Source organism: Streptomyces sp. NPDC038200 (assembly GCF_055600785.1).
This window is the reverse complement of record NZ_JBVJYH010000001.1, coordinates 1167806-1190676: the sequence shown is the minus strand read 5'-3', so window position 1 is coordinate 1190676 and position 22871 is coordinate 1167806. Positions and strand designations below refer to the sequence as shown.

The following is a 22871-nucleotide window of genomic DNA, read 5'->3' as shown; positions in this document are numbered from 1 at the left end:
AAACGCCCGGTTACATACCGAACCCGGAAGCTAAGCCTCACAGCGCCGATGGTACTGCAGGGGGGACCCTGTGGGAGAGTAGGACGCCGCCGAACAAATATTGGGAAAACCCCCGCATCGATTCGATGCGGGGGTTTTCTGCGTTCCGGGGGATTTTCAGAAAGTGACCTCTGCCGTGTTCACCGTCCCGCCCTGCCGGCCGGGCGCACTGTGCCAGCGCCAGTAGAGATTGGTGTGGGCGATCACCTTGTCCGGTGCGGGAGCGCCATGGGCGGTGAGGTCCTCGGTGGTGTGGGCGTCGGCGACCAGCGTCGCGTCGTACCCGCGGACGATCGCGCCGTGCAGGGTCGCCCGGATGCACACGTCGGTCTGTGCGCCGGTGACGAACAGCCGACCCACCTTTCGCTCGGCCAGGACGGATTCCAGGGCGGTGTCCTCGAAGGAGTCCGGATAGTTCTTGGCCACCAGCGGCTCGGCGTCACGGCGGACGAGTTCCGGGACGTACTCCCAGCTCTCGCTGCCCACCGTCAACTCCTCGTCCGAGTGCTGCACCCAGATGACCGGCACGTCGGCCGCGCGGGCCTTGCCGACCAGGAGGCCGATGTTGGCGACGACGCCGTCGCGGTCGTGGGCGTTCGCCACCACGCCGTTCTGGACGTCTACGACGAGCAATGCGGTGTGGGGCCGTTCGGGAAGCGTGGTCATGCGGCCCACAGTAGGACCCGGCACTGACAGCCGACCTCCGTATTTGGGGTGAGCGGTCCCAAGGGTGCGGGCTACGGTGGGGCGCATGACCCTCCTGACCAGGAACGACTACGTCGTCCGTGCCATACGTCCCGACGAGTGGGAGCAGGTGAGGCAGCTGCGGCTGGACGCCCTGCGGGACCCGGTCGCGCATCTCGCCTTCCTGGAGGAGTACGAGGAGGCCGCGGCCCGGCCCGACGTCTTCTGGCAGGACCGGGCCGTCGGCTCGGGCGAAGGGTCCACGACATCCCTCCAGTTCGTCGCCGAGGCGCCCGACGGGACCTGGGCCGGATCGCTCACCGTGCTCGTGGAGGAACCCGGGACCCGGGACTGGACCGGGGCCGCGGTAGAACGCCGGCAGGGACATGTGGTCGGGGTCTTCGTACGGCCCGAACACCGGGGGAACGGGCTGATCGAGGCGCTGTTCGAGGCCGGTGTGACGTGGGCGTGGGAACGGGCGGCCGAGCGGGTACGGCTGTTCGTGCACAAGGACAACGCGCGGGCGCGGGCGGCGTACCGGAAGGTCGGCTTCGAACCGAGCGGCGTGGTCGTCACGTTCTCGAAGAACGAGGCGGAGACCGAGTTGGAGCTGGTCCTGGAGCGGCCGGCCTAGACCGGCAGTTGCTGGTGCGGCCAGCGGGAGCGGGCCTGTTCACGGGAGCGGAGCAGGACGAGCGTCGGCAGACCCTGGTCGGCTCCCGTGGCGAGCAGCGACGGCAGCTCGGGGAACGGGGCCACGGCCGCGACATCGTCCAGGACCAGGGTGAGTGGTGGGTCGAGCCGACCGGAGGATGACCGTTCGGCCATGCGCCGGCCGCGCTCGACCACGCTGGAGACGAGGGCCGTCAGGAGCGGCATCGCGCCCGGAACGCTCCTGGGGTCCTCGATGGATTCACCGACCACATAAAGCGTGCCCCCTTCATGGACGAAGGAATCCAGGGTCAGCGCATCAGTTCGGTTCGGCGTGCAGGACTCGCGGATGTTGACCGTGGACAGGGCGGACAGCGCCCGGCTGGTCAGCTCCTGCGCCATGTCCCGGCGTTCCGGGTGCGCGGTGAGCGCGGCCTCCAGTTCGCCCGCGGCCCCGGGGGCGGCCTTGGCGTGGGTACGGAGCGTGCGGACGGCGTCCTGCACCTGGGTGCCCTGGGACCAGCGGTGGACATGCCGGACGGTGCGGTTCTCCAGCGCGGCGGCGTGCAGATAGCTGCGCAGCAGGGTGGTCGCCGTGTCCGCCACCGCCTGGTCGATCCTGGCGGTGGGCCGCACGGGGGCGAGCAGGGCGGTCGCCCGGTGCAGCGCCGTCTGTCGGTCCTCGCAGCCGGTGGTGGGAGACCAGTGGAGGCGGGCCGGGGTGTCGCAGAGGTGGGCGGGGTCGTGGAGCAGGACGGGGCCCAGCTTGGCCCGGGTGTCCTTGGTCTCCGCCCACAGGGCCGGGTTCGAGGTGACGACGAGGACGGGGCCCGCCGTGTCGCGCACCGCCTGGGCCGCGGCCGACCGGCGGCTCTCCCTGGGCGCGATGAGGATCCTCTCCTCTCCGCCCGCCCGCTCGCCGTGGGCCGGGAGACCGCCCACCACCGGGGACTCCGGCTCGCTGCGGGGCGCCGGAACCTCGGCGTGGAAGGCGGGCGCCGCCGCGGGCGCGGGCGCGGGCGCTGGCTCGGTCACGGGCGGGGGAGTGGGCTCGGGCAGGGGTGCGGGCGTGGGCAGAGGAGTCTCGTACGCGGGCTCCGGGTCCCGGGGGAGGGCGGCCGTCGGCCCGCTTCCCCGCGTCCCCGTGCCCTCGGCCGTGGCCCGCCGTCTCTTCCCCGCCCGCCAGCGTGCCACCGCGCCCATCGTGAACATGGTGAGGACGAAGAGGATCATCAGCTGGCCGATGAACAGGCCCCAGAACAGGCCCCAGCCGGACAGCTGGGACGGTGGGGTGTCCGGCCAGGAGCCGGCGAGGTCGTGCGGCCGGCCGATGAGGTGGCGCATGGCCGGCGGGGTGCGGGTGAAGGTGACGCCGTCGGGCCAGCCGCCCCGGGCGAAGAAGGCCGACAGGCCCGTGGCCGTCCACACCAGCACGGTCATGCCGAGGAGGAACGCCAGTATGCCGATCAGCAGGCCGTCGGGGATGCCGCCGCCCTGGCCCTCCCGGCGGCTGTCACGGCGCTCGTCCGGTCTCACCCTGCACTCCCTTACGCCACCGTCCTACGCCACCGTCGACTCGGAGTCGCCGAGGTGCTGTTCCACGAAGGCCGCGGCCCGCTGCTCGGCCTCCAGTTCGGCCGCGCGCAGGGGGTCCTCGGCGGCGAGGTCGCTGGAGGACTCGGTCATCGCGCGGTCGGTGAAGACCAGTGGCCGTTCCGTCTCCGTGACCAGGTGCTTGACCACCTGGACATTGCCGTTGACGTCCCAGACCGCGATGCCGGGGGTGAGCGTGGGGATGATCTCGACCGCCCAGCGGGGCAGGCCGAGGACCCGGCCGGTCGCCCGGGCCTCGTCGGCCTTCTGGGCGTAGATCGTTCTGGTCGACGCCATCTTCAGGATGGCCGCCGCCTCCTTCGCCGCGGCCCCGTCGACCACGTCGGACAGGTGGTGGACGACCGCCACGAAGGACAGGCCCAGCCGGCGCCCGAACTTCAGCAGCCGCTGGAACAGCTGGGCCACGAACGGGCTGTTGATGATGTGCCAGGCCTCCTCGACCAGGAAGATGCGCTTCTTCCGGTCGGGGCGGATCCAGGTGTGCTCCAGCCACACGCCGACGATCGCCATGAGGATCGGCATGGCGATGGAGTTGCGGTCGATGTGGGACAGGTCGAAGACGATCAGCGGGGCGTCCAGGTCGATGCCGACCGTGGTCGGGCCGTCGAACATGCCGCGCAGGTCACCGTCGACCAGCCGGTCCAGCACCAGGGCGACGTCCAGGCCCCACGCCCGTACGTCGTCTATGGCGACGTTCATCGCCTCGGCCGACTCCGGTTCGGGGTGCCGTAGCTGTTCGACGATGTCGGTCAGGACGGGCTGGCGGTCGACGATGGTCTCGTTGACGTACGAGTGCGCGACCTTCAGGGCGAAGCCGGAACGCTCGTCCAGGCCATGGCCCATGGCCACCTCGATGATGGTCCGCAGCAGCGCGAGCTGCCCGGTCGTGGTGATCGCCGGGTCCAGCGGGTTGAGCCGGATCCCGTGGTCCAGGGCGGCCGTGGGGTCGAGCCGGATGGGGGTTATCCCCAGCTCCTGCGCGATCAGGTTCCACTCGCCCACGCCGTCCTCGCCCTGCGCGTCCAGGACGACGACCTGACGGTCCCGGAATCGCAGCTGGCGCAGGACGTACGTCTTCTCCAGCGCCGACTTGCCGTTGCCGGACTCGCCGAGCACCAGCCAGTGCGGAGCCGGCAGCTGCTGGCCGTACAGCTGGAAGGGGTCGTAGATGTAGCCCTTCCCGGAGTACACCTCGCGGCCGATGATGACGCCGGAGTCGCCGAGGCCGGGCGCGGCGGTGGGCAGGTAGACGGCCTGGGCCTGTCCCGTGGAGGTGCGCACGGGAAGCCGGGTCGTCTCCACCTTCCCGAAGAGGAAGGAGGTGAAGGCCTCGGTGAGGACGGACAGCGGATCCCGCATCGGTGAATCAGCCCCTACCTTCGGATGCCGGTGGCGAAGGGAAGTGTGTTCACGAAGGCGCGGTGGTGCTCTCGGTCGCACCACTCCAGCTTGAGGTACGACTTGCCGGCGGAGGCCCTTATCGTGCGCTTGTCGCGGGCCAGGGCCTCCGGGGAACGGGAGGAGACGGTGATGTAGCCGACGAGGTTGACGCCCGCCGCGCCGCTGGCGAGGTCTTCGCCGCGCTGGTCGAGACGGTTGTGCGCGGCGATGTCGCGCGGGTCGACGGTCCGGTTCATCTTCGCCGCCCGGGACGCGTCGGCCTCGTCGTTGGTCTTCTCGGTCAGCATGCGCTCGATGGCGATCTCGGTGGGTTCGAGGTCCATGGTCACGGCGACCGTGCGGATGACGTCGGGGGTGTGGACGAGGAGCGGGGCGAGGAAGTTCACGCCGACCGGGGTCATGGGCCACTCCTTCACCCAGGCGGTGGCGTGGCACCAGGGGGCGCGGGTGCCCGACTCCCGGGTCTTGGCCTGGAGGTAGGTGGGCTCCATGGCGTCCAGCTCGGCCGGCCAGGCGTTGCGCCTGGTCATCGCCTGGATGTGGTCGATGGGGTGGTCGGGGTCGTACATGGAGTGGACGAGGGACGCCAGCCGCCCCTGGCCCAGCGGCTGCCGGACGCGGATGTCGGCCTCCTGGAGCCGCGAGCAGATGTCGGTCAGCTCGCGGGCCATGACGACGGCGAGTCCGGCGTCCCGGTCGACCTTGCTGCCGTGGGCGCGGGCGGCGCGGGCCATGGCGTGTGCCTCGGCGGCCAGTTCGCGGTTGTAGTGCATGCAGGCGACGAGGTAGGCGCGGTGCTGCTCGCTGCTGGTGGACACCATGGACTGGAGCTGGTCGTACGACTGCTGGAGCCAGTCCAGGGAGCGCTCGTCGCCGCGCAGGACGACGTCCTTGGCGTGCGCGTCCGGGTCGGCGGGCAGGGTCCGGGCGAGCATCTGCAGCCGGGTGACGAACCCGTCGCCGTTGGCGACGTGCTTGAGCAGGGTGCCGAAGCGGTCGACCAGGGCCTCCTGGTCCTCGGAGTCGCGTAGGCCGACGCCGGGGCCCTCGATCTCGATGGCGGCGGTGACCGTCTTGCGGTCGGCGTGCAGCAGGACGGCGATCTCGTCCGGGCCGAAGGGCGCGGCGAGCCAGGAGATCCGTCCGATGCCGGGGGGCGGCCCGACCTCGATCTCCCTGCCGTCGAGCCGGGTGCCGGCCTCCATGGCGCCGGACCGGTAGACGGCCCCGCTCTTGAGGGTCCGCTTGTACGAGCGGTTGATCTCGAACCACTTGTAGAAGGTGCGGCGCTTGTACGGCACGTAGACCGCGGCGAGCGCGAGCAGCGGGAAGCCCGTCAGCAGCACGATCCGCAGGGAGAGGACCGGGACGAGGAGGCCGCACATCATGCCGAGGAACGCGCCGACGATGATCAGCGCGATCTCGCCGGACTCGCGGTTCCGGCCGACGATCGCGTTCGGCCGGGCGCGGCCGATGAGATACGTACGGCGGGGCGTGACCGGATGGGACAGGTGGGACTCGGTCGTCAACGCCCTTCACCTCCTGAGCGGTTGTTGCGGGCGTTGCTGGCGTGCGGGGTGTTGACCGGGCTGGACGCGCGGGGCGCGGGCGTGGCGGAGGGGACGGCTCCGCCGGTGCCCCCGGTGGGGGTACGGCTGCTGTGGGCGGCGACACCGCCGCTGGCGGGGTTGGCCTGGCGGGGCGTGCCGGCGCCGCTCTGCGCCCCTGTGTTGCTGTCGGCGCGGGTGCTGTGGGTCTTGATGCCCTGGGCGACGAGGGTGGCGGGGGAGCTGATGACGGCGGCGGCCTTGCTCTCGGCGCCCTGCATGATGCGGTTGCTGCGGGAGCCGGCGATCTCGTCGCCGAAGCCGGGGACGAAGCGGTAGATCATCGCGCTGGCGAAGATGGCCAGCAGGATGATGGCGAGGCCGGAGACGACGGCGGAGAAGGCGTCGGGGCCGTTGTCGCCGGACAGGGCGCCGGCGAGGCCGAGCACGATGACGATGACCGGCTTCACGAGGATGACGGCGATCATGATCCCGGCCCAGCGGCGGACGTGGCCCCAGAGGTTCTTGTCGACGAGTCCCGCGTAGACGACGGTGCCGAGGAGGGCGCCGACGTAGAGCAGGGCGGCGCGGATGACCAGCTCCAGCCAGAGGACGCCGGCGGCGAGGATGCTGACCAGGGAGACGACGATCAGCATGATGGGGCCGCCGCCGATGTCGGTGCCCTTGTTCAGGGCGCCGGAGAAGGTGCCGAAGAACGTGTCGGCCTGGTCGCCGGTGGCTTTGGCGAGGACGTCGGTGACGCCGTCCGCCGCCGATACGACGGTGTACAGGATCAGGGGGGTGAAGGCGGAGGCGAGCACGGTGAGCCAGAGGAAGCCGACGGCTTCCGAGATGGCGGTGGTCAGCGGCACACCGCGCACGGCCCGCTTGGCGACGGCGAGCAGCCACAGCAGGAGGGTGAGGATGGTGGAGGCGGCGAAGACGATGGCGTACTGCTTGAGAAACGCCTGATTGGTGAAGTCGACACTGGCGGTCTCCTTCACGGCGTCACTGAGCTTCTTGATGGTCCAGGAGGCGGCGTCGGCACACCCCTTGGCGAGGGAGGTGAGGGGGTCGAGGGTGTCACTGAGGGGGGCATCGGTCGAGCCCGAGGAACCCTTGGAACCGCTGTCCTTCTCGCAGAATTCCTTGGCGGCGTCGCGAATCAGTGCGCAGGGATCGCTGCTCTGGGTGGGGGACGGGGAAGGATCGGGCGCGGCGAATGCGCGGCCCGCCAGCAGGAGCGTGGCCGCCTGCGCGGCCCCGATGACAGCCGTGATCCTGAGGACGCGGTGGTTAGCGCGCATACGTGAACCCTCCGTACTCCTCGACGGCCTTCGTCATGTCGTTTGAGGTCGAAGCCGTTTGGTCACGGCCGACGGGGACCGGACCGTCCTTCTGCTGGGAGTCGGCGACCTTCCAGTCGTCATTGATCCACTTGAGCTTGTACGTCGTGGTGTACCAGCTCTCGGTCACCGGATTCCGGGAGGCTTCCCCGGAGAGGCCGAACAGCGACGTGTACCAGACCTCGACCGTCATGCCGTCCGCCTCCGAGGACGTGACCTTGGTGCCGACGGGGATGACCCGCGAGACGAACGTCTGCCCCTTCGGGGCGCTCCCGTCCTTGGCCAAGCCGATGTTGGCGAGGAATTTCTCGCTGGCGTAGGCGCTGTCCATGGCCGACTGCTTGGCCGCCGCCACATCCGGGGTGTAGACCGTGCTCACGATCCGGTGACGCCATGTGGTGTTGAACATGTCCGCCGACCCCAGCGCCACCGCGTAGTTCGCCGCCGCGCTCTGTGCTCCCTGGTTCGTGTGGGCGAAGCCGGAAGGGATGTCGCCGGTCGTGGTCTCCACCGGCCTGGTTCCGCTTGCGGCGGTCGACGCGGCCTTCGGCCGGTCGTTCTTCGGCGTCGCCCCGTCGGCAGCCGAATCGTCCCCCCGATTGGCGAATGCGATCGCCGCGATCAGGAGGACCACCACGCCCACCACCGTGACCAGGCTTCTGGAGGAGGAGCGGTGGGGGCGGCGGGGGGCGCCGCCGTAGGGGTCGGTCTCGGGGAGGCGGGTTCGGGTGTGGCCCGTCTCGGGGTAGTCGGTGTAGGCCTGGTCGTCTCCGGGACTCATGCCGTCTGCGCTCCCTCACCCTCGTAGGCATACGACGGTAGCCGTGCTGGTTCCCGCGCGGGCGCGGTGTGGTGACTCGACATCAGGGAAACGCAACCTCAGCCGGTGGGCACGACGGGTGGGTGGGGTGAAGGGGACAGCCGTGGCCGGGCGTGCCCGGGAGGGCTGGGGCTAGACCGCCATGCCGTACACGATGGTGAACAGCGTGCCGAGGGAGCCGATGATGAACACCCCGGTGAGGCCGGCGATGATCAGGCCCTTGCCCTGTTCCGCGCTGAAGGTGTCCCGGAGGGCCGTGGCGCCGATGCGCTGCTTCGCCGCACCCCATACCGCGATGCCGAGGCAGAGGAGGATGGCCACGGCCATGACCACCTCGATCATCACCTTGGCCTCGTTGCCCAGGCTGCCGAAGGGGCCCCAGTCCGGAGCGATCCCGCCGATGATGGTGTTGATGTCTCCCTTGTCGGCCGCAAAGAGCATGTAAGTCACCGCCCCTGGTGGGTAGTTCCGCGAGTGCCTCTGCGGTGTGCAGAGGTCAGGCCTCATTGTCGCCGACAACGCCGCCAACGTATGTCGACTTGACGTCATTGAGTGGCGGGTTTCGTACGAATAGCCCGTACGGTAACTCTGTGTATCACGGCAGGTCACGCCGGGCAACGAGGTCAGACCGGAACCTGTCGTGTGGTTCCGTCGTTGACCTACATCACGACCTGGCGCGGTTTCTGACGGCCGGTCGGGTGAGAAGCCGCATCGATGTTCTCACGGGCGGGGGCGGGTGCGTGAAGGCCGTCCGTTCCCTCCGGGGCGCTCTGTGGCCTCGTGCGGCAACTCGGCCGGACGGCTGCCGCTTGACGGGGCGCCGGCCGGGGCGCGGGCGCGGCCGTGTGCGGTCGGTTCAGCGTGGGCGCAGTCCGTGCAGCAGCAGGTGGACGTGCTCGTCCAGGCCCGCCAGGGCCTCGTCCGCCTCCAGCGCGCAGCTGGCTATGAGGGCGGCGAGGCCGTGCAGGCTCGCGGCGGCGACCATCGTGATGCGCTCGGGGGCGCCCTGGACGATCTCGCCCCGCTCCTGGGCGTCCGCGATCAGCCCGGTGAAGGAGCCGAAGGCCTGGTCGACGGCCGCGGCGAGCTGCGCGGAGCTGTCGGGGTCGTGCTTGCGCGCGAACATCAGCTCCAGCAGTTCCGGGTGCTCGACGGCGAAGCCGAGGTAGGCGCGGGCGAGGGCGGTCATCCGCTCCTCGAAGGAGAGGTCCGGGCGGTCGGCCGCGGCGGCCAGGGTCTGGTTCATCCGCTCGCAGCCGTCCAGGGCCAGGGCGTCGAGCAGTGCCTGCTTGTCCTTGAAGTGCCGGCCCGGGGCGGCGTGGCTGACGCCGGTCTCGCGGGCCAGTTCCCGCAGCGAGAGCGCGCCGACCCCCTTCTCACGCAGGGTGCGCTCGGCGCTCCGCAGCAGGGCGGCGCGCAGGTCTCCGTGGTGGTAGGGGCGGCTTGTGGGCATGCGCACCATCGTATCCCGATGTTGTCGGCGTCAGCTTTGTTGGCGCCGCCACCATTGTTGTCATTGACAGCATTGTTGTCGATGCCTACTTTGGGGGTATGGCTGACACGACCGAAGCGCGGACCGCGCGCAAGTGGAACGCGACCCACCTCCCCGACCTGACCGGCCGCACGGCCGTGGTCACCGGCGCCAACAGCGGCATCGGCTTCGCCGCCGCGCACGCCCTCGCGGGGGCCGGGGCGCACGTGGTGCTCGCCGTACGGGACCTCGCCCGGGGCGGCGCCGCCGCGGCGCGGATCGACGGCAGCACCGAGGTGCGCCGACTGGACCTGGCCGACCTCGACTCGGTGCGCGCGTTCGCCGCCGGCTGGGACCGCCCGCTGGATCTGCTGATCAACAACGCGGGCGTGATGATGCTCCCGGAGCAGCGCACCAAGCAGGGCTTCGAGATGCAGTTCGGCACCAACCACCTCGGGCACTTCGCGCTGACCAACCTGCTGCTGCCCCGGGTGACCGACCGGGTGGTGACCGTGTCCTCCGGTGCGCACCGCATGGGCGACAAGGTGATCCACTTCGAGGACGTGAACCTGCGCGGCACCTACAGCCCCACCCGCGCCTACGCCCAGTCCAAGCTGGCCAACCTGCTGTTCACCCTGGAACTCCAGCGGCGCCTGACGGAGGCCGGGTCGGCCGTGCGCGCTCTGGCGGCCCATCCCGGCTGGGCGGCCACCAACCTCCAGAGCCACACCGCGAACCCCCTGGCCAGGGCCGTCATGGCGGTCGGCAACAGGGTGCTCGCCCAGGACGACCGGGCCGGCGCCCTGCCCACCCTCTTCGCGGCCACCCAGGACCTGCCCGGCGCGGCCTACGTCGGCCCCGACGGACCGGCCGAGATGCGCGGCGCCCCGACCCTGGTCGGCCGCAGCGCGGCGGCGAGCGATCCCGCGGCGGCCCGGCGGCTGTGGACGCTGTCCGAGGAGCTGACAGGCGTGCAGTGGGGGCTCGCGGCGCCGGTGCGGTGACCACCGCCGGGGCGGGCCCGAGGAGAGCGCGGGCGCCGTCGTCCTCCTGGCGGGCGACGCGGCATCCTTCCTCACCGGACGGAGGACCGCGGTGGACGGCGGGATGACGACCACGTTCCGGGCCGTGGTTCACAGGAAAATCTCAGCGAAGGCGGGTCGGGTTTCTCACCTTCGGGGGAAAGAGTGAGACCTGATGAAGCGCATCTCACGCCTCTCGGTCACCTCGCGGCCCGCGTTGCTGGGCGCCGCGGTGCTGCTCGCGCTGACGTCGTCCTCCGTGGCCACCGCCGACGACGGGCGGGGGCCCCTCGGGGTCACCGCGGACACCCTCGCGACCCGGTCGAGCGCGCGGGTGGGCGCGCTGTTCGCCGCGGACCGGGCGGGCGGGCCGGTCGGCGGGCACTTCTGCACCGCGTCCGTGGTGCACAGCCCGGGGGGCGACCTCGTCGTCACCGCGGCGCACTGCGTGGACGGCTCCGACGACCTGGTCTTCGTGCCGGGCTACCGGGACGGGCGGGCGCCGTACGGGGTGTGGGAGGTGACGCGGCGGTTCCTGCCCGACGGGTGGGTCGAGGACCAGGACGAGGACAGCGATCTCGCCTTCGCCGTCGTCGCCGGCCGGTCCGGCGAGGGGCTGGAGGACACGGTCGGGGCCAACGGGTTCGCGCCCGGGGTGGCCACCGGCGCCACCGCGGTGACCGTCACCGGCTATCCCGACTCCCGGGAGACGCCCATCACCTGTACCAACAGGCCGTCTCCGCGCGGCGGTACCCAGCAGCGCATCGACTGCCCCGACTTCACCGGCGGCACCAGCGGCAGCCCCTGGATCAACGGCGACCACCAGGTCGTGGGCATCCTCGGCGGCCACGACAAGGGCGGCGCCACGGCCGACGTCTCGTACAGCGTGGTGCTGGGGGACACGGCCGGGGAGCTGTACGCGCGCGCCGAGAAAGCCTCCTGACTGTCCTTCACCGCTCTGCCGCGCCGGACCGGCCGGCCTCGGTGGCCCCGTCGCCGGAGTGCCGACGGCCGACGTGGGCTCGGGCCGCACCGGCACGCCCCTCGACCTCCGCGGGGGTGCCGGTCAGGGCGACCGGAGCGTGCAGGCACCTCACCTCCGCGCACCCGGCTGTGCCGGCGTCATGTACCTGATTCTCACGATGAAATGACGCCACATCACGCCGAAGGTGTCGTGGACCCGCCCGGCATGGGGGAAAGTTGACCCGTGCGGAAGGTATGGGTGATCGGTGGTGCGGCCGTCGCGGTCGGCACGGGGTTCGTCATGCTGCTCGTCGTCGGGGTGTACATCGTGGCCGGCAACCTGGTCAACGGGGTGACCACGGGGAGCCGGGGGCTGGCCAAGGGGGCCGTTCCGGCCGCCTACAAGGGGCTCGTGCAGCAGTGGGGCAACCTGTGTCCCGCGATCAGTCCGGCGCTCCTCGCCGCTCAGCTCTACCAGGAGAGCGGCTGGAACCCGACCGTCGTCAGCCCGGCCGACGCCCGGGGCATCGCCCAGTTCATCCCCAGCACATGGGCGACGCACGGCATCGACGGCAACGGTGACGGCAAGCGCGACATCTGGGATCCGAACGACGCCATCCCGTCCGCCGCTTCGTACGACTGCGAGCTGGCGAAGTACGTGAAGGACGTGCCGGGCGACGTCTCCGACAACATGCTCGCCGCCTACAACGCGGGCGCCTACCGCGTCATCCGGTCGGGCGGGGTGCCGGCCATCAGCGAGACGCAGAACTACGTCCAGCGGATCCGCAGTCTGGAGAAGAGCTTCGCCGCGCCGGTCACCCGGATCGACCCCACCCGGCAGGCCGCCGGCGCCATCGCCTTCGCGCAGAGCCGGCTCGGCACGCCGTATCTGTGGGGCGGCAACGGCACGGCCGACCAGGGGGGGCGGTTCGACTGCTCGGGCCTGACCAAGGCCGCGTACGAGAAGGTCGGGATCACCCTGCCGCGCGTGGCCAACGACCAGTACAACGCCGGTCCGCACCCCTCACGGGACCAGCTGCTCCCCGGCGACCTGGTGTTCTTCTCCGACGACCACAACGACTCGCGGGCCATCCGGCACGTGGGGATCTACGTGGGCGGCGGGTACATGATCGACGCCCCGCGCACCGGCGCCGTGATCCGTTTCGACCCCGTCGACACCCCCGACTACTTCGGCGCCACACGAGTCACCGAAGATGGCGCAAAAGCGCTCCCCACGACCGTATGAGCCGACGGTGAAGCCCTGCCCTGAGCTGCGGTGACGAGTCTCTCTTCGATAACGTCTGCGTGATCATTCAGTGGAGAGTGGAACGTATTGATGGTGGCCGTGCGTTCCTGTTGACGTAGCCGAGCGGACGTCAGTACGGGCAGTACGGCAGTGCAGCGTAAGCGGATCTACGCACCACGGGGGTAGGAGCGACGCACAAGAGGTGCGTCCGGACGAACGACGAAGGGGCCGCAGCACCATGGCTGTACTCGCCGAATCCGGATCGAACCCCGACGTCGAACTGCTCTACGACATCAACGGCCTGGCCAAGGACGCCCCCGGGTGGTTCGACCGGGCCATGGAGTTCGTCGGCGAGTACGGCCTGCTGATCGCCATGGTGCTGCTGGTCCTGTGGTGCTGGTGGTCCGTGCGCCGCAGGGGCGGCGAGGAGGCGGCGCCCTCGGTGGCCGCACTGGTGTGGGCGCCGCTCGCGGCCGGCCTCGCGGTCCTGGTGAACGTCCCGATACGCGGTTTCGTGGAGCGCCCCCGCCCCTTCGTGGACCACCGGGGACTGGACGTCCTCGTCAGCGGCAAGACCGACTTCTCCTTCGTCAGCGACCACGCGACGATCACGATGGCGCTCGGCGTGGGGCTCTTCGTCGCCAACCGCCGCTTCGGCCTCGCGGGGATAGGGCTGGCCCTGCTGGAGGGCTTCTGCCGGGTGTACATGGGCGTGCACTACCCGACGGACGTCGTCGGCGGCTTCGCCCTCGGTACGGCGGTCGTCCTGCTGCTGTCCCCGCCGGCCACGGCCCTGCTCACGCCGCTGATGCGGGCCGTGGAGCGCTCGCCGCGCGCCGGGTGGCTCGTGCGGCGCCGCCCGGTGGCGGGCGGCGGCCGGGACACCCTGCTGCCCGGCGCCCGGACCCCCCTGGAAACCGAGGAGCGCGACCTGGCGGCGTAGCTCTACGCTCCCGCGCATGACCGAGTTCTTCGCCACGGTGTGCCTGCCGCCACCCCGCCGCACCGGGTGGCGGACGCCGTAGCCGTCGCCATGGCGCCGTACGACATCAACGCCACGGACGACTGGAATCGCGCAGCCCCTGGTGCAGGAGGTGGCCCGGCGGGCGGTGGCCGGCGACCCGCACTTCGGCATGTCGTTCCTCACCACCGACCCGGTCGCCTGCTTCGGCCGGGAACACGCGGACGACCGGGAGAGCGTGCTGCGCGCCGCCGTCCCCGGCTACGCCCTGCTCGGCCTGGACGGCCGCTGGCGGGACGCCGGCACCGAGCGCTACTGGGAGTGGGCCGACGGCCATCTGGAGCACCTCGACCCGGAGACGGTCGTGGTCGGCGTGCTCTGCCACTGCTGACGGCTACGGCTACGGCTTCCGCGTGCGGGAGCGGAGAGCCGGGGTCACGGCTCGTGCGCGCGGAAGCGGAGGCAGCCGGGGCTACAGCCCCTGCGCGTAGGAGAAGAAGCGCTGCGGGTCGTAACTCTTCTTCACCTTGGCCAGCCGGGCCGCCGCGTCCCCGTAGTACGCCTTCTTCCAGTCCTTCAGCGTCGCGTCCGTGTAGTTCTGGTAGGCGGCGCCGGAGGCGTACGGCTTCATCGCGCCGTGGGCCGTCGTCAGCCAGGACTGTGCCGTGCCGCCGGAGGCCCCCGCACCCCAGGAGGCGATGTACTGGGCCAGCATCCGGGAGCGGCGGTGGACGAACGCGGTCGCGGTGGGGGAGACCCGGTTGACCGCGCCGCCGAGCGCGGTGAACGCGATGCTTCCCGCGCCGCCCCGCACCGCGGCGATCTGCTTCAGCACGGTCTGGATGCCGGCCGCGGACAGCGAGCGGTCGAAGAAGTCGGAGCGGGCCGCGTACGTCTCGCGGCCCAGCCGGCCCTGCGGCGAGCGGCCCGGGGTGGAGCCCGGCAGGTGGCACTGGGCGTCGGTGGAGAAGGAGGAGCAGCCGGCGTAGATCTCCATGGCCTCCTCGTAGCCGCGGCGGCGCAGGGTGACGGAGGAGGCGTTCGCGCCGGCCAGGTGGGCCAGGCGGTCCACGGCGTTCTGCAGCTCGCCGTAGGTGCCGAGGGAGAAGCAGGCCACGGAGACGGTCGGGGTGCGGCCCGGGGAGCAGGCCAGGTGCAGGGAGGACCAGATCTCGTCGGCCTGGTTCGGGCCCCACTCCTGCCAGGCCTTGAGCACCTTGGCGGCCTTGGACCACGGCCAGGTCAGGTAGGCGGTCACGGCCTGCGGCGCGGCATGGGTCTTGAAGTGCAGCTCGGTGACGACGCCGAAGTTGCCGTTGCCGGCGCCGCGCAGCGCCCAGAAGAGGTCGGAGTGGTGGGTGGCGTCGGCGGTGACCTGGGTGCCGTCGGCCGTGATCAGGGTGGCCTGGGTGAGGCTGTCGCAGGTCAGGCCGTAGGCGCGGGAGGCGACGCCGTGGCCGCCGCCGAGCACGAGGCCGGAGACGCCGACGGTGGGGCAGGAGCCCGCGGGTATGGTCACGCCCTTGGCGGCCAGCGCCCGGTAGACGTCGATCAGCTTCGAGCCGGCGCCCACGACCGCCTGGCCGCCGCCGACCCGGATCCGGTTCAGCCGGGACACGTCGACGATCAGCCGGTTGTCGCCGGAGGAGTAGCCCGCGTAGGAGTGGCCGCCGTTGCGTATCGACACCTTGACGTTGTGCGCGTGGGCGTAGGCCAGGGTCGTGCGGATGTCGGCGGCGTGCGCGACGTAGGCCACCGCGGCCGGCCTCAGGCCGTCGAAGCGGGTGTTGTACAGCTGGTGGGCCGTCTTCCAGGAGGCGTCGCCGGGCCGTACCAGGCTGCCGTCGAGGTCCCGGGCGAGGGCCGCCCAGTTCGCTGCGGCGCTCGCGCTGGTGGTCTTCAGGGACGTGAGCGAGGATGGGGCGGACGGCGTCCCGGTGCGCGCCGCCGCGGGGCGGGAGGAGCTTCCGCCCGCACCGCACCCGGTCAGTGCGGTCGTCGCGAGGGCGACCGCGCCGCCCGAGATGAACGTACGCCGTTCCATGTCCGTCGCCTTTCCTCGGCTGTCGTGGAACGAGACGACGTCCCGCACGATGAGGTTCCGCCGAACGGGTGAAGAACGTCGGATACGTGTCCGGGCAACCCGCTCGTCGGAACCTTCATGTGTTCTCCCCGTGAGCATTCCGTGACCTAACCAGGCCGACGGCAGGGGTTCACCCTGCGTTCATTTATGGCCATCGGCCACTTCACCTGATCTGCCTAATTTCGGCCTTACGCGGTGCGGAGTGCGGCCCTGAAAGGCACTCACGCACCACCGACCCTCGCGCGCCGCCGACAGCGGCGGCTCCTGGAAGGAACTTCCGAAAGTGATGCTTCAGCGCAAGAACCGGCTGCGCGCCCTCTCTCTCGGTGCTGTCGCCGTCACCGGCGCCCTGGCTCTGACGGCGTGTGGCTCCGACGACAACGGCGACGGCGGCAAGGCGTCGGGCAACCCGTCCTCCGCCGCCGGCTCGATCAAGTGCGACGACGCCAAGGGTCAGCTGCTCGCAGACGGCTCCTCCGCGCAGAAGAACGCGATCGACGCCTGGGTCAAGGAGTTCTCCCGGGCCTGTGGTGTGCAGATCAACTACAAGGGTGCCGGTTCCGGCGCCGGCGTGACCTCCTTCAACCAGGGCCAGATCGCGTTCGCCGGTTCGGACTCCGCGCTGAAGCCCGAAGAGGTCGCCGCCTCCAAGAAGGTCTGCTCGGGCGGTCAGGGCATCGACCTCCCGATGGTCGGCGGTCCGATCGCCCTCGGTTACAACGTCCCGGGTGTCGACAACCTGGTCCTGGACGCCCCGACGATCGCCAAGATCTTCGACAGCAAGATCAAGAACTGGAACGACGCGGCGATCAAGAAGCTGAACCCCGACGCGAAGCTTCCCGACCTGAAGATCCAGGCGTTCCACCGCTCCGAGGACTCGGGCACCACGGACAACTTCACCAAGTACCTGATCGCCACCACCCCGGACAACTGGAAGTACTCCGGCGGCAAGGCCTGGCAGGCGCAGGGCGGCCAGGCGGCCTCCGGCTCCGCCGGCGTGGCCCAGGGCGTCAAGCAGAACTCCGGCGCGATCGGCTACTTCGAACTGTCCTACGCCAAGGACATGACCACCGTCGCGATCAACACCGGCGCCAAGACCCCGGTGAAGCCGTCCACCGACTCCGCCACCGCGGACATCGCCGCGGCCAAGGTCATCGGCACCGGCAAGGACCTCGCCCTGCAGCTCGACTACAAGACCAAGGCCGAGGGCGCCTACCCGATCACCCTGGTCACCTACGAGATCGTCTGCGACAAGGGCAACAAGGCGGACACCCTGCCCGCCACCAAGGCCTTCCTGAAGTACATCGCCGGCGAGGACGGCCAGAAGGTTCTGACGCAGAACGACTACGCCCCGATCCCCGCCGAGATCATCGCCAAGGTCCGCACCACCATCGACGGCCTGAGCTGACCTGATCCGCAAGTGCGGCCCGGTACCCGACAGGGCCGGGCCGCACCGTCCGGTGCACCGCCGCCACGAGCCGCCGCCCCCCGTGGGCACGCGGCTCCGCAGACCGGAGAACCCGATGGACATATCGACGACAACCGACGCCCCTCCGCCCACGCCCCAGCCCCCGGTCGCCGAGCAGAAGCGCGCGGCACGTGGTGCCACCCGTCCCGGTGACCGCATCTTCCTGGGCCTGTCCCGCGGCTCCGGCATCCTGCTGCTGGTGATCATGGCCGCGATCGCGGTCTTCCTCACCTACCGCGCCTACCTCGCGATCAGCGAGGACGACGGAAACTTCCTGACCACCTTCGAGTGGAACACCAACCTCACGCCGCCGAAGTTCGGCATCGCGGTGCTGGCCTTCGGCACGATCGTCTCCTCGGTCGTCGCCATGGCCATCGCGGTCCCGATCGCCGTGGCGATCGCGCTGTTCCTCACCCACTACTCCCCGCGCAGGCTGAGCGGTCCGATCGCCTACGTGATCGACCTGCTCGCCGCCGTGCCGTCCATCGTGTACGGCCTCTGGGGCGCCCTGATCCTCGTCCCGCACATGGACGGTCTGTACGGCTGGCTCGACGACTACCTCGGCTGGACCGGGATCTTCTCCTGGGACGACGGCGCGCCGCGCTCGATGCTCACCGTGGGCATCCTGCTGGCGATCATGATCCTGCCGATCATCACCAACGTCAGCCGTGAGGTGTTCCGGCAGGTCCCGCGGATGCACGAGGAGGCCGCACTGGCCCTCGGCGCCACCCGCTGGGAGGTCGTCCGCATGGCCGTCCTGCCCTTCGGCCGCTCCGGCGTGATCTCCGCCTCGATGCTCGGCCTCGGCCGCGCCCTCGGCGAGACCATGGCCGTGGCCACCGTGCTCTCTCCGAGCTACGACATCCAGGCCAGCCTGCTCGACCCGGGCGGCGGCACCTTCGCCCAGAACATCGCCAGCAAGTTCGGCGAGGCCACCCCGCTGGGCCGGGACGCGCTGATCGCCTCCGGTCTTGTGCTCTTCGTCATCACCCTGCTGGTCAACGGTGCGGCCCGCGCGATCATCGCCCGCCGCAAGGAGTACTCGGGGGCCAACGCATGAGCACCGCAGCCGTCACCGACAAGCGGCCCAGCACGCTGCGCGCCGCCAGCCTCCCGAAGTGGACCTCGCCGGCGATCGCCGTCGGCGCGATCGCCCTCGGCATCGGGATCAGCTTCGCCGCCGATCTGCACAGCAAGATCCAGTGGGCCCTGCTCGCCGCGGTCCTCTTCGTCCTCGGCACCTACGGCATCTCCGCCCGCGTGGAGGGCCGCCGGCAGGCCAAGGACCGGGTCGCCACCTCGCTCGTGTGGGTCGCCTTCCTGCTCGCCGTGATCCCGCTGGTCTCCCTCGTGTGGACGACCGTCTCGCGCGGCGTGAAGGTCCTCGACGTCTACTTCCTCACCCACTCCATGGGTGTCGTCGCCGACTCCGAGCCCGGCGGCGGCATCTACCACGCCATCATCGGCAGCCTGGAACAGGTCGGCCTCGCCACCCTCATCGGCGCCCCGATCGGCGTGATGACCGCCATCTACCTGGTGGAGTACGGGCGCGGTCGCCTCGCCCAGGCGGTGACGTTCTTCGTCGACGTCATGACGGGCATCCCGTCGATCGTCGCGGGTCTGTTCATCCTCAGCCTGATGCTCATCTTCGAGATGCAGCCGTTCGGCTTCGCCGGTTCGCTGGCCCTGGCCATCCTGATGATGCCGGTCGTCGTCCGCTCCACCGAGGAGATGCTCAAGCTCGTCCCGAACGAGCTGCGCGAGGCCTCGCTGGCGCTCGGCGTGCCGAAGTGGCGGACCATCCTGAAGGTGGTCCTGCCGACCTCCATCGGCGGCATCACCACCGGCATCATGCTCGCCATCGCCCGTATCGCGGGCGAGACGGCGCCGGTCCTGCTGCTGGTGTTCGGCAACCCGTTCATCAACAACAACCCGTTCGAGGGTGCGCAGGCTTCGCTGCCGCTGTACATCTACCAGCAGTACGCGCAGAGCGCGGGCGCCAACGCGGCCTACGACCGCGCCTGGGCGGCGTCCCTCACGCTGATCGCCTTCGTGATGATCCTCAACCTGGTGGCCCGCGGCATCGCCCGCTGGAAGGCCCCCAAGGCCGGTCGCTAGAGGAATCGATCTGCGGCTGCCGCCGCGTAGCGGCCCATCGGCGACCGACCAAGACTTACCTGGAAGTGAAGTAGACAATGGCCAAGCGAATCGACGTAAGCGGACTCACCGCCTACTACGGCTCCCACAAGGCGATCGAAGACATCTCGATGACCGTCGAGCCGCGTTCGGTGACGGCGTTCATCGGCCCCTCCGGCTGCGGCAAGTCGACGTTCCTGCGCACGCTGAACCGGATGCACGAGGTCACGCCCGGTGGCCGCGTCGAGGGCAAGGTGCTGCTGGACGACGAGGACCTGTACGGCACCGGGGTCGACCCGGTCTCCGTCCGCCGCGAGGTGGGGATGGTCTTCCAGCGCCCCAACCCGTTCCCCACGATGTCGATCTACGAGAACGTGGCGGCGGGCCTGCGGCTGAACGGCAGCTACAAGAAGAGCGAGCTGAACGACATCGTCGAGAGGTCGCTCAAGGGCGCGAACCTCTGGAACGAGGTGAAGGACCGCCTGAACAAGCCGGGCTCCGGTCTCTCGGGCGGTCAGCAGCAGCGTCTGTGCATCGCGCGGGCGATCGCGGTCGAGCCCAAGGTCCTGCTCATGGACGAGCCCTGCTCGGCCCTGGACCCGATCTCCACCCTCGCCATCGAGGACCTGATCGGTGAGCTGAAGGAGCGGTTCACGATCGTCATCGTGACGCACAACATGCAGCAGGCGGCGCGCGTCTCGGACCGTACGGCGTTCTTCAACCTGGCGGCGGTCGGCCAGCCCGGCCGGCTGATCGAGATCGACGACACCGAGCGGATCTTCTCCAACCCGTCCGTGCAGGCCACGGAGGACTACATCTCCGGCCGTTTCGGCTAGACCGGCCGGTACATGACCCCTCGCGGTGCTGCATGGCGGTGCCACCGCGAGGATGCAAAAGGGCCCGCCCCCGGCTCCCGGGGGCGGGCCCACGCGTCTGTCTCCGGCCCCGTCCGCCGGCCGGCCGGCGGGCGGACGCGTCCTACAGGGCCACCAGCTTGACCACGCCGAAGGCGAGCGCGGCCACCAGCGCGGCGGCCGGCATGGTGATGAACCAGCCGAGGACGATGTTCTTGGCCACGCCCCAGCGAACGGCGTTGATCCGCTTGGTCGCGCCCACACCCATGATCGCCGAGGTGATGACGTGGGTCGTGGAGATGGGGGCCTTGAAGAGGAACGCCGTGGTGAACATGATCGACGCACCCGTCGTCTCGGCGGCGAAGCCCTGCGGGGGGTCGAGTTCGATGATCTTGCGGCCGAGGGTGCGCATGATGCGCCAGCCGCCCGCGTAGGTGCCGAGGGACAGCATCACGGCGCAGACGATCTTCACCCAGACCGGGATCGGGTCGCCGTACGTCTCATGGCCGGAAATCACCAGTGCCATCACCACGACACCCATCGTCTTCTGGGCGTCCTGGAGACCGTGGCCGAGGGCCATGCCGGCCGCGGAGACGGTCTGGGCGATGCGGAAGCCCCGCTTGGCCTTGTGCGGGTTGGATTTGCGGAAGATCCACAGGATCGCCGTCATGACCAGGTAGCCGACGATCAGGCCCACCACCGGGGACAGGAACATCGGGATGATGACCTTGTCGACGACGCCGTCCCACAGGACCTCCGTGCCCCCCGCCAGCGCCGCGCCCACCAGGCCGCCGAACAGGGCGTGCGAGGAGGAGGACGGCAGGCCGAAGTACCAGGTGACCAGGTTCCAGACGATCGCGCCGACCAGCCCCGCGAAGAGGATGCCCATCCCCGTGGAGCCGCGCGGTGTCTCGATCAGACCCTCGCTGACCGTCTTGGCGACCCCGGAGCCCAGGAAGGCACCGGCCAGGTTCATCACCGCGGCCATGGCCAGGGCCGCCCGCGGGGTCAGCGCCCGCGTCGACACGGACGTCGCGATCGCGTTCGCCGAGTCGTGAAAACCGTTCGTGTACGTGAAGAAGAGCGCGACCGCGATGGTCACGATCAGAGCGAAGGTGTCCATCGACGCCTCAGGACTCCTTGACGGCGATGGTCTCCACCGTGTTCGCCACGTGCTCGAACGCGTCCGCCGCCTCTTCCAGGACGTCCACGATCTGCTTGAGCTTCAGCACCTCGATCGCGTCGTACTTGCCGTTGAAGAGGTGGGCGAGCAGCTTGCGGTGGATCTGGTCGGCCTGGTTCTCCAGCCGGTTGACCTCGATCCAGTACTCGGTGAGGTTGTCCATGGTGCGGAGGTTCGGCATGGCCTCCGCCGTCAGCTCGGCCGCGCGGGCCAGTACCTCGATCTGCTGCTCGACGCCCTTGGGCAGCTCTTCGACGTTGTAGAGGACGACCAGGTCGACGGCCTCCTCCATGAAGTCCATGATGTCGTCCAGGGAACCGGCGAGGGCGTAGATGTCCTCACGGTCGAAGGGCGTGATGAACGAGGAGTTCAGCTGGTGGAAGATCGCGTGCGTGGCGTCGTCACCTGCGTGTTCCGCGGCCCGCATACGCTCTGCGATCTCGGCCCGGGCAGACGCGTCCGCCCCGAGCAGTTCCATCAGGAGCTTCGAGCCCGTGACGATGTTGTCCGCGGATGCGGCGAACATGTCGTAGAAGCTCGTCTCCCTGGGGGTCAGACGAAAGCGCACGTGGGGTCCTCGGGGTGCTTCGGTTTCGGTCAGGCTGATGCTAGGCGCATCATCCGGCCACGGCTAATGGGCCGTCCCCCAGTGTCGCCCATCGGGCAGATTGATCAGCACGGGGGCGTACCAAGGGCTCCCTACCCCGCAAAGTTCGTTACCATATACCCAGTAGGGGTATGTATCCCCATGTGTGTCCACAGCTCGTTCCGAGACGGAGGCCAGCGATGACGACGACGACCGAGGCCGGCGCCACGCACGGCTACCACCAGCAGAAGGACGAGCACCTCAAGCGGCTGCGCCGGATCGAGGGGCAGATCCGCGGCCTGCAGCGGATGGTGGACGAGGACACGTACTGCATCGACATACTCACGCAGGTCTCCGCCTCCACCAAGGCGCTCCAGTCCTTCGCGCTCCAGCTGCTGGAGGAGCACCTGCGGCACTGCGTCGCGGACGCGGCCCTCAAGGGCGGCGACGAGATCGACGCCAAGGTGGACGAGGCGACGAAGGCGATCGGCCGCCTGCTGCGCACCTGACCCCGCCGTCCGCGCGGGCCGGCCCGGCCGCCCGGTCCACGGTCGGCCGACTGACGATCGCCCGGCCCGCGGTCGGCCGGTTCTGGTCGGTCCGGCGCCGGCCCGGCCGGGCCCTGGTCAGGCCGGATCTCGCTCCTCGGCCACGCGCAGCACCTCGTCGATGCTCTCCAGGCTGAGCCGGTCCTCGGCGGCAGAGGCCGCGATGATCAGCTCCCCGCACAGTTCGATCTCGGCGAGGGCCACATGGTCCTGTACCGCCGTACCGCCGACCGGAGCCACCCGCCTCA

Annotated in this window: 23 protein-coding genes, 1 rRNA gene and 1 pseudogene; 13 read left to right on the top strand and 12 right to left on the bottom strand. The window is 70.2% G+C overall.

Annotated elements, in window-relative coordinates; genetic code table 11:
* Nucleotides 1–95, top strand: a 5S ribosomal RNA gene (gene rrf / locus ACZ7KF_RS05175); the annotation flags it as partial.
* A 61-nt stretch (nt 96–156) separates the two neighbouring features.
* Here rrf and ACZ7KF_RS05170 read toward each other — a convergent pair.
* Nucleotides 157–705, bottom strand: coding sequence for an isochorismatase family protein (locus ACZ7KF_RS05170; protein ID WP_471069542.1), 549 nt, complete (start codon nt 703–705; stop codon nt 157–159).
* Between the two features lie 85 nt (nt 706–790).
* Between ACZ7KF_RS05170 and ACZ7KF_RS05165 the strand changes: the two genes are divergently transcribed.
* Nucleotides 791–1357, top strand: a complete 567-nt coding sequence (locus tag ACZ7KF_RS05165; protein ID WP_471069541.1) for a GNAT family N-acetyltransferase — start codon at nt 791–793, stop codon at nt 1355–1357.
* Here ACZ7KF_RS05165 and ACZ7KF_RS05160 read toward each other — a convergent pair.
* From ACZ7KF_RS05160 to ACZ7KF_RS05130, 7 genes are all read right to left on the bottom strand, one after another.
* Nucleotides 1354–2910, bottom strand: coding sequence for a type IV secretory system conjugative DNA transfer family protein (locus tag ACZ7KF_RS05160; RefSeq protein WP_471069540.1), 1557 nt, complete (start codon nt 2908–2910; stop codon nt 1354–1356). The two genes, ACZ7KF_RS05165 and ACZ7KF_RS05160, sit on opposite strands and share 4 nt — an antisense overlap.
* Nucleotides 2911–2934: 24 nt before the next feature.
* Nucleotides 2935–4347 carry an ATP-binding protein gene (locus ACZ7KF_RS05155; RefSeq protein WP_471069539.1) on the bottom strand — a complete coding sequence of 471 codons (1413 nt, stop codon included), beginning with the start codon at nt 4345–4347 and terminating at the stop codon, nt 2935–2937.
* Between the two features lie 14 nt (nt 4348–4361).
* Complete coding sequence (locus ACZ7KF_RS05150; protein ID WP_471069538.1) at nt 4362–5918, bottom strand: SCO6880 family protein; 1557 nt, start codon at nt 5916–5918, stop codon at nt 4362–4364.
* The gene (locus ACZ7KF_RS05145) at nt 5915–7243 is read right to left on the bottom strand and encodes a hypothetical protein (protein WP_471069537.1); all 1329 of its coding nucleotides are present in this window, start codon (nt 7241–7243) and stop codon (nt 5915–5917) included. The genes ACZ7KF_RS05150 and ACZ7KF_RS05145 overlap by 4 nt, the downstream gene beginning before the upstream one ends.
* Entirely contained in the window at nt 7233–8063 is an 831-nt protein-coding gene (locus ACZ7KF_RS05140; protein ID WP_471069536.1) for a DUF8175 domain-containg protein, read from the bottom strand. Before ACZ7KF_RS05140 ends, ACZ7KF_RS05145 begins: the two co-directional genes overlap by 11 nt.
* A 171-nt stretch (nt 8064–8234) precedes the next feature.
* On the bottom strand, nt 8235–8543 hold the full coding sequence (locus tag ACZ7KF_RS05135) for a hypothetical protein (RefSeq protein WP_014673544.1): 309 nt from the start codon (nt 8541–8543) through the stop codon (nt 8235–8237).
* A gap of 415 nt (nt 8544–8958) precedes the next feature.
* Entirely contained in the window at nt 8959–9564 is a 606-nt protein-coding gene (locus ACZ7KF_RS05130; protein ID WP_471069535.1) for a TetR/AcrR family transcriptional regulator, read from the bottom strand.
* Between the two features lie 89 nt (nt 9565–9653).
* Here ACZ7KF_RS05130 and ACZ7KF_RS05125 point away from each other — a divergent pair, with 89 nt between their 5' ends.
* From ACZ7KF_RS05125 to ACZ7KF_RS05100, 6 genes and pseudogenes are all read left to right on the top strand, one after another.
* A complete protein-coding gene (locus tag ACZ7KF_RS05125) occupies nt 9654–10577 on the top strand; it encodes an oxidoreductase (RefSeq protein ID WP_471069534.1) in 924 nt (307 codons plus the stop codon).
* A gap of 13 nt (nt 10578–10590) precedes the next feature.
* A pseudogene (locus ACZ7KF_RS05120) lies at nt 10591–10764 on the top strand (hypothetical protein); the annotation flags it as partial.
* A gap of 6 nt (nt 10765–10770) precedes the next feature.
* On the top strand, nt 10771–11538 hold the full coding sequence (locus ACZ7KF_RS05115; RefSeq protein WP_471069533.1) for a trypsin-like serine peptidase: 768 nt from the start codon (nt 10771–10773) through the stop codon (nt 11536–11538).
* Nucleotides 11539–11802: 264 nt separating this feature from the next.
* Nucleotides 11803–12804: a C40 family peptidase gene (locus tag ACZ7KF_RS05110; RefSeq protein ID WP_471069532.1), complete on the top strand. Its 1002-nt coding sequence runs from the start codon at nt 11803–11805 to the stop codon at nt 12802–12804.
* A gap of 238 nt (nt 12805–13042) precedes the next feature.
* Entirely contained in the window at nt 13043–13747 is a 705-nt protein-coding gene (locus tag ACZ7KF_RS05105) for a phosphatase PAP2 family protein (RefSeq protein WP_471069531.1), read from the top strand.
* Between the two features lie 142 nt (nt 13748–13889).
* On the top strand, nt 13890–14156 hold the full coding sequence (locus tag ACZ7KF_RS05100; protein WP_471069530.1) for a hypothetical protein: 267 nt from the start codon (nt 13890–13892) through the stop codon (nt 14154–14156).
* Nucleotides 14157–14237: 81 nt separating this feature from the next.
* Here ACZ7KF_RS05100 and ACZ7KF_RS05095 read toward each other — a convergent pair whose 3' ends face one another.
* The gene (locus ACZ7KF_RS05095; RefSeq protein ID WP_471069529.1) at nt 14238–15809 is read right to left on the bottom strand and encodes an FAD-binding oxidoreductase; all 1572 of its coding nucleotides are present in this window, start codon (nt 15807–15809) and stop codon (nt 14238–14240) included.
* 322 nt (nt 15810–16131) lie between these two features.
* Here ACZ7KF_RS05095 and pstS point away from each other — a divergent pair, with 322 nt between their 5' ends.
* From pstS to pstB, 4 genes are all read left to right on the top strand, one after another.
* Complete coding sequence (gene pstS / locus ACZ7KF_RS05090; RefSeq protein WP_471069528.1) at nt 16132–17256, top strand: phosphate ABC transporter substrate-binding protein PstS; 1125 nt, start codon at nt 16132–16134, stop codon at nt 17254–17256.
* Between the two features lie 115 nt (nt 17257–17371).
* Nucleotides 17372–18376 carry a phosphate ABC transporter permease subunit PstC gene (pstC, locus tag ACZ7KF_RS05085; RefSeq protein ID WP_471069527.1) on the top strand — a complete coding sequence of 335 codons (1005 nt, stop codon included), beginning with the start codon at nt 17372–17374 and terminating at the stop codon, nt 18374–18376.
* On the top strand, nt 18373–19434 hold the full coding sequence (pstA, locus tag ACZ7KF_RS05080; protein ID WP_471069526.1) for a phosphate ABC transporter permease PstA: 1062 nt from the start codon (nt 18373–18375) through the stop codon (nt 19432–19434). Before pstC ends, pstA begins: the two co-directional genes overlap by 4 nt.
* A gap of 77 nt (nt 19435–19511) precedes the next feature.
* The gene (gene pstB, locus ACZ7KF_RS05075) at nt 19512–20288 is read left to right on the top strand and encodes a phosphate ABC transporter ATP-binding protein PstB (protein ID WP_471069525.1); all 777 of its coding nucleotides are present in this window, start codon (nt 19512–19514) and stop codon (nt 20286–20288) included.
* Between the two features lie 142 nt (nt 20289–20430).
* On the opposite strand, the gene ACZ7KF_RS05070 is transcribed toward pstB, so the two are convergent.
* Together ACZ7KF_RS05070 and ACZ7KF_RS05065 are read right to left on the bottom strand one after the other, a co-directional pair.
* Nucleotides 20431–21429 carry an inorganic phosphate transporter gene (locus ACZ7KF_RS05070; RefSeq protein ID WP_471069524.1) on the bottom strand — a complete coding sequence of 333 codons (999 nt, stop codon included), beginning with the start codon at nt 21427–21429 and terminating at the stop codon, nt 20431–20433.
* 7 nt (nt 21430–21436) lie between these two features.
* Complete coding sequence (locus ACZ7KF_RS05065) at nt 21437–22057, bottom strand: DUF47 domain-containing protein (RefSeq protein ID WP_030744448.1); 621 nt, start codon at nt 22055–22057, stop codon at nt 21437–21439.
* Between the two features lie 218 nt (nt 22058–22275).
* Here ACZ7KF_RS05065 and ACZ7KF_RS05060 point away from each other — a divergent pair, with 218 nt between their 5' ends.
* A complete protein-coding gene (locus ACZ7KF_RS05060) occupies nt 22276–22584 on the top strand; it encodes a metal-sensitive transcriptional regulator (RefSeq protein ID WP_030612568.1) in 309 nt (102 codons plus the stop codon).
* A gap of 117 nt (nt 22585–22701) precedes the next feature.
* Here the strand turns inward: ACZ7KF_RS05060 and ACZ7KF_RS05055 are convergent, their stop codons facing one another.
* On the bottom strand, nt 22702–22863 hold the full coding sequence (locus tag ACZ7KF_RS05055) for a hypothetical protein (RefSeq protein WP_189752189.1): 162 nt from the start codon (nt 22861–22863) through the stop codon (nt 22702–22704).
* Between the last annotated feature and the right edge of the window lie 8 nt (nt 22864–22871).

Bases quoted from the DNA above. Each gene is read 5' to 3' on its own strand.
- ACZ7KF_RS05170 (WP_471069542.1), bottom strand. From the start codon at position 705: ATGACCACGCTTCCCGAACGGCCCCACACCGCATTGCTCGTCGTAGAC.
- ACZ7KF_RS05165 (WP_471069541.1), top strand. From the start codon at position 791: ATGACCCTCCTGACCAGGAACGACTACGTCGTCCGTGCCATACGTCCC.
- ACZ7KF_RS05155 (WP_471069539.1), bottom strand. From the start codon at position 4,347: ATGCGGGATCCGCTGTCCGTCCTCACCGAGGCCTTCACCTCCTTCCTC.
- ACZ7KF_RS05145 (WP_471069537.1), bottom strand. From the start codon at position 7,243: ATGCGCGCTAACCACCGCGTCCTCAGGATCACGGCTGTCATCGGGGCC.
- ACZ7KF_RS05140 (WP_471069536.1), bottom strand. From the start codon at position 8,063: ATGAGTCCCGGAGACGACCAGGCCTACACCGACTACCCCGAGACGGGC.
- ACZ7KF_RS05135 (WP_014673544.1), bottom strand. From the start codon at position 8,543: ATGCTCTTTGCGGCCGACAAGGGAGACATCAACACCATCATCGGCGGG.
- ACZ7KF_RS05130 (WP_471069535.1), bottom strand. From the start codon at position 9,564: ATGGTGCGCATGCCCACAAGCCGCCCCTACCACCACGGAGACCTGCGC.
- ACZ7KF_RS05125 (WP_471069534.1), top strand. From the start codon at position 9,654: ATGGCTGACACGACCGAAGCGCGGACCGCGCGCAAGTGGAACGCGACC.
- ACZ7KF_RS05115 (WP_471069533.1), top strand. From the start codon at position 10,771: ATGAAGCGCATCTCACGCCTCTCGGTCACCTCGCGGCCCGCGTTGCTG.
- ACZ7KF_RS05105 (WP_471069531.1), top strand. From the start codon at position 13,043: ATGGCTGTACTCGCCGAATCCGGATCGAACCCCGACGTCGAACTGCTC.
- ACZ7KF_RS05095 (WP_471069529.1), bottom strand. From the start codon at position 15,809: ATGGAACGGCGTACGTTCATCTCGGGCGGCGCGGTCGCCCTCGCGACG.
- pstC (WP_471069527.1), top strand. From the start codon at position 17,372: ATGGACATATCGACGACAACCGACGCCCCTCCGCCCACGCCCCAGCCC.
- pstA (WP_471069526.1), top strand. From the start codon at position 18,373: ATGAGCACCGCAGCCGTCACCGACAAGCGGCCCAGCACGCTGCGCGCC.
- pstB (WP_471069525.1), top strand. From the start codon at position 19,512: ATGGCCAAGCGAATCGACGTAAGCGGACTCACCGCCTACTACGGCTCC.
- ACZ7KF_RS05070 (WP_471069524.1), bottom strand. From the start codon at position 21,429: ATGGACACCTTCGCTCTGATCGTGACCATCGCGGTCGCGCTCTTCTTC.
- ACZ7KF_RS05060 (WP_030612568.1), top strand. From the start codon at position 22,276: ATGACGACGACGACCGAGGCCGGCGCCACGCACGGCTACCACCAGCAG.